The organism is Nocardioides sp., assembly GCF_031422975.1.
Classification (GTDB): domain Bacteria; phylum Actinomycetota; class Actinomycetes; order Propionibacteriales; family Nocardioidaceae; genus Nocardioides.
This window is the reverse complement of the sequence record NZ_JANPEO010000358.1, coordinates 1-2,749: the sequence shown is the minus strand read 5'-3', so window position 1 is coordinate 2,749 and position 2,749 is coordinate 1. Positions and strand designations below refer to the sequence as shown.

At 70.6% G+C, this 2,749-nt stretch carries 4 protein-coding genes; 2 read left to right on the top strand and 2 right to left on the bottom strand.

Translation table 11 applies throughout. The annotated features are described in order from the left end of the window. Positions 1-107: 107 nt before the first annotated feature. Positions 108-953 carry a UbiA family prenyltransferase gene (locus tag RMO85_RS10890; RefSeq protein ID WP_310528747.1) on the bottom strand — a complete coding sequence of 282 codons (846 nt, stop codon included), beginning with the start codon at positions 951-953 and terminating at the stop codon, positions 108-110. 190 nt (positions 954-1,143) lie between these two features. Between RMO85_RS10890 and RMO85_RS10885 the strand changes: the two genes are divergently transcribed. Together RMO85_RS10885 and RMO85_RS10880 are read left to right on the top strand one after the other, a co-directional pair. Beyond that, a complete protein-coding gene (locus RMO85_RS10885; RefSeq protein ID WP_310528746.1) occupies positions 1,144-1,629 on the top strand; it encodes a CarD family transcriptional regulator in 486 nt (161 codons plus the stop codon). 86 nt (positions 1,630-1,715) lie between these two features. Further along, positions 1,716-2,291 (top strand): 2-C-methyl-D-erythritol 4-phosphate cytidylyltransferase, encoded by a 576-nt coding sequence (locus tag RMO85_RS10880; RefSeq protein WP_310528745.1) that lies wholly within the window; start codon positions 1,716-1,718, stop codon positions 2,289-2,291. Positions 2,292-2,352: 61 nt separating this feature from the next. On the opposite strand, the gene RMO85_RS10875 is transcribed toward RMO85_RS10880, so the two are convergent. Further along, a partial coding sequence (locus RMO85_RS10875) for a 2-C-methyl-D-erythritol 4-phosphate cytidylyltransferase (RefSeq protein ID WP_310528744.1) occupies positions 2,353-2,749 on the bottom strand: 397 nt, incomplete at its 5' end.

Below are 2,749 nucleotides of genomic sequence, written 5' to 3'. Positions count from 1 at the left end.
GCGTTGTCGAAACCGCAGGAGGACAGGCCGGTCGTGGCCAGTGCGACGGCGGCGGTCGTGAGCGCGAGGGCGCGTCGGAACTGCATGGCGCACAGCCTAGCGTCGACTCAGGTCAGACCGATCGCCTGTCCTGCGATGAGCAGGACCACGACGACCGCGCCCGTGAAGACCCCCGACAGCACGAGCAGTCGGGGTGCTCCGGTCCGCAGGGCGATCCGCAGCGGGAGCGATCGCAGGCCGTCCGCGTTGTCGGGCACCAGACCCGGCAGTGCGCGCAGGAAGTGCACCCCCAGCCCGAGCAGTCCGGCGAGCACGGTCATCACCACGGTGGGCGGCGTGTCCGGGCCGGTGCCGTTCCAGCCGCCGTACGCCAGGTAGGCGGGGTAGAGCCCGAACTGCAGCATCCAGGGGACGAACGACAGCACGCTGCCGCGGAGCACCCGGTTGCCGACCACCCCGATGAGCAGGGCGATCAGATAGGCGGCGCCGGCCCGCGATCCCGCGTTGAGGGAGAGGGGTACGACCAGGAGCAGTGCGCAGGTCACGCTGAACCACGCGGTGCCGAGGTCGAGCAGCCCGCTGGCGATCGGCTTGCCGGGCCGCTCGTGGCGCTCGTCGCGCGCCCGGTCGACGAGGTCGTTGTCCCAGCCGAGCAGGGCCTGACCGACGAGGACGGTGGTGAACACCAGTGCGCTCTCGCGCAGGGGACGGCCGGAGATCGCGGCCGCGACCGCGAGGCCGAGCGCCGTGAGCAGGGCCTGCTTCGGGTGCGCGGCCCTGGCGAGGAGCGCCGGCAGGGTCTCGCTCAGCCTGAACCGGTGCCTGCCCGACTCGGCGGTGTCGTCGGCGGACCGCGCCGGGGGAGGGGTCGGGACCGGAGCGGGGGCGGCGTGCGGCGTACGAGGAATAGCGTCCGCAGGCGCGCGCTCGCGCTGGCGCTTGAGGGGCGACATGTCACGCAGTATGTGCACACCGGGGCCCGTCGAGGGGGCATTCGGGGCGTTTGCCCGGAGGAATCCTCGCCGGGCGGACCACACGATGCGCCGTCTGTCAAGACCGCACGTGCGCTCTGACCTGCGCAAACGATGTCAGGAGCATTCCGGTGGCGTGTTAGACTCATCACCTAGGAAGGGGTACAAATACATGACTTTCACCGTCGGCGAAACGGTTGTTTACCCGAATCACGGGGCCGCTGTCATCGAGGACATCGAGACGCGGCAGATCAAGGGTGAGGACCGCGAATACCTCGTCCTTCGGATCGTTGCCCAGCAGGACCTGGTCGTGCGGGTACCGGCCATGAACCTCGACCTCGTGGGCGTCCGCGACGTCGTCGACAAGGAAGGTCTCGAGCGCGTGTTCGACGTCCTCCGTGCCGCGCACGTCGAGGAGCCGACCAACTGGTCGCGTCGCTACAAGGCCAACCTCGAGAAGCTCCACTCCGGCGATGTCATGAAGGTGGCGGAGGTCGTCCGCGACCTGTGGCGCCGCGAGCGTGACCGCGGCCTGTCGGCCGGCGAGAAGCGGATGCTGGCGAAGGCTCGCCAGATCCTCGTCTCCGAGCTCGCGCTGGCCGAGCACACCAACGAGGACAAGGCTGAGGCCATCCTCGACGAGGTGCTCGCGTCCTGACGCACCGCTGAACCTGCTCCACCACGAGGCCCCGGATCGATGCCGGGGCCTCGTTGCATGTGCGCAGGTCCTACGGTGGGCCAGCCATGACTGACACCCTGTTCGACCCCTACGAGGACGACCCGCCGCCGGCGTTGGGGATCGTGCTCGACGTGGATCGCGGCTCGCTGCCCTACGCACTCATCCATGGGGAGGCGCTCGTCGCGTGCGCTGCCTGGGCGCTCGGCGAGGCAGGCGTGACGCCGCTCGACAACGGGATCACCTGGGACGCCGTACGCCGCGCAGACGAGCCCGTCGTGCTGCACGACGCGCTCTGCCCGATGACGCCGGCCGACTTCATCGCCTCGTGCGTAGGCCGAGCGCTGGCCGAGGATGTGATTGTGGTCGGCACCCGGCCGGTCACCGACACCATCAAGCGGATCGCCGACGGCCTGGTCGGCGAGACCGTGGACCGCGAGGGGCTGATCTCGATCGTGTCCCCGGTCGTGCTGCCGCCCTCGGTCGTGTCGATGCTCGCCGACGAACCCGGAACCGACCTGGTCGCGCTGGTCGCGTCCCTGGCCACGACTCATCGCGTCGTACTCGTCGAGGCGCCCGCCTCCGCCCGTCGCGTGACCTCGGCCGAGGAGATCGCCGTGCTGGAGGCGCTCACCGCCGGCTGAGGTGCCCCGGCCCGATATCCATGGGAGGGATGGTTCGCCTCAGCCGTGATTCCCAGCCATCTCACCCATGGATATCCCGCGACAGCAGCAGGTGCTCGGCAGCGGTCACGTCCTCGGGGAAGGTGATCTTCAGGTTGGCCGGGCTGCCCGGGACGGCCACGACGTCGACCTCGCCGTGCTCGGCCAGGACGGCCGCGGTGTCGGTGCCCTCGAACCCCGACTCGGCTGCCGCGCGGAGCGCGGCGAGGAGGAGGTCGGCCCGGAACGCCTGCGGAGTCTGTACGCCGCCGAGCTCGCCGACGACGGGATGGAGATCGGTCGTGAGGAGGTCGCGCACCGGCACCACCGGGATCGCGCCGCCGTGGGTCCGGGCCGCCGCCAGCGTCGCCTCGAACAGCGCCACCCCGGCGAGCGGACGGGCGCCGTCGTGAATGGCGACCAGGTCTAGCTCGCCGGCC

Coding starts and splice junctions, on each gene's coding strand:
- RMO85_RS10880 (WP_310528745.1), top strand. CDS start 1,716: ATGACTGACACCCTGTTCGACCCCTACGAGGACGACCCGCCGCCGGCG.
- RMO85_RS10885 (WP_310528746.1), top strand. CDS start 1,144: ATGACTTTCACCGTCGGCGAAACGGTTGTTTACCCGAATCACGGGGCC.
- RMO85_RS10890 (WP_310528747.1), bottom strand. CDS start 953: ATGTCGCCCCTCAAGCGCCAGCGCGAGCGCGCGCCTGCGGACGCTATT.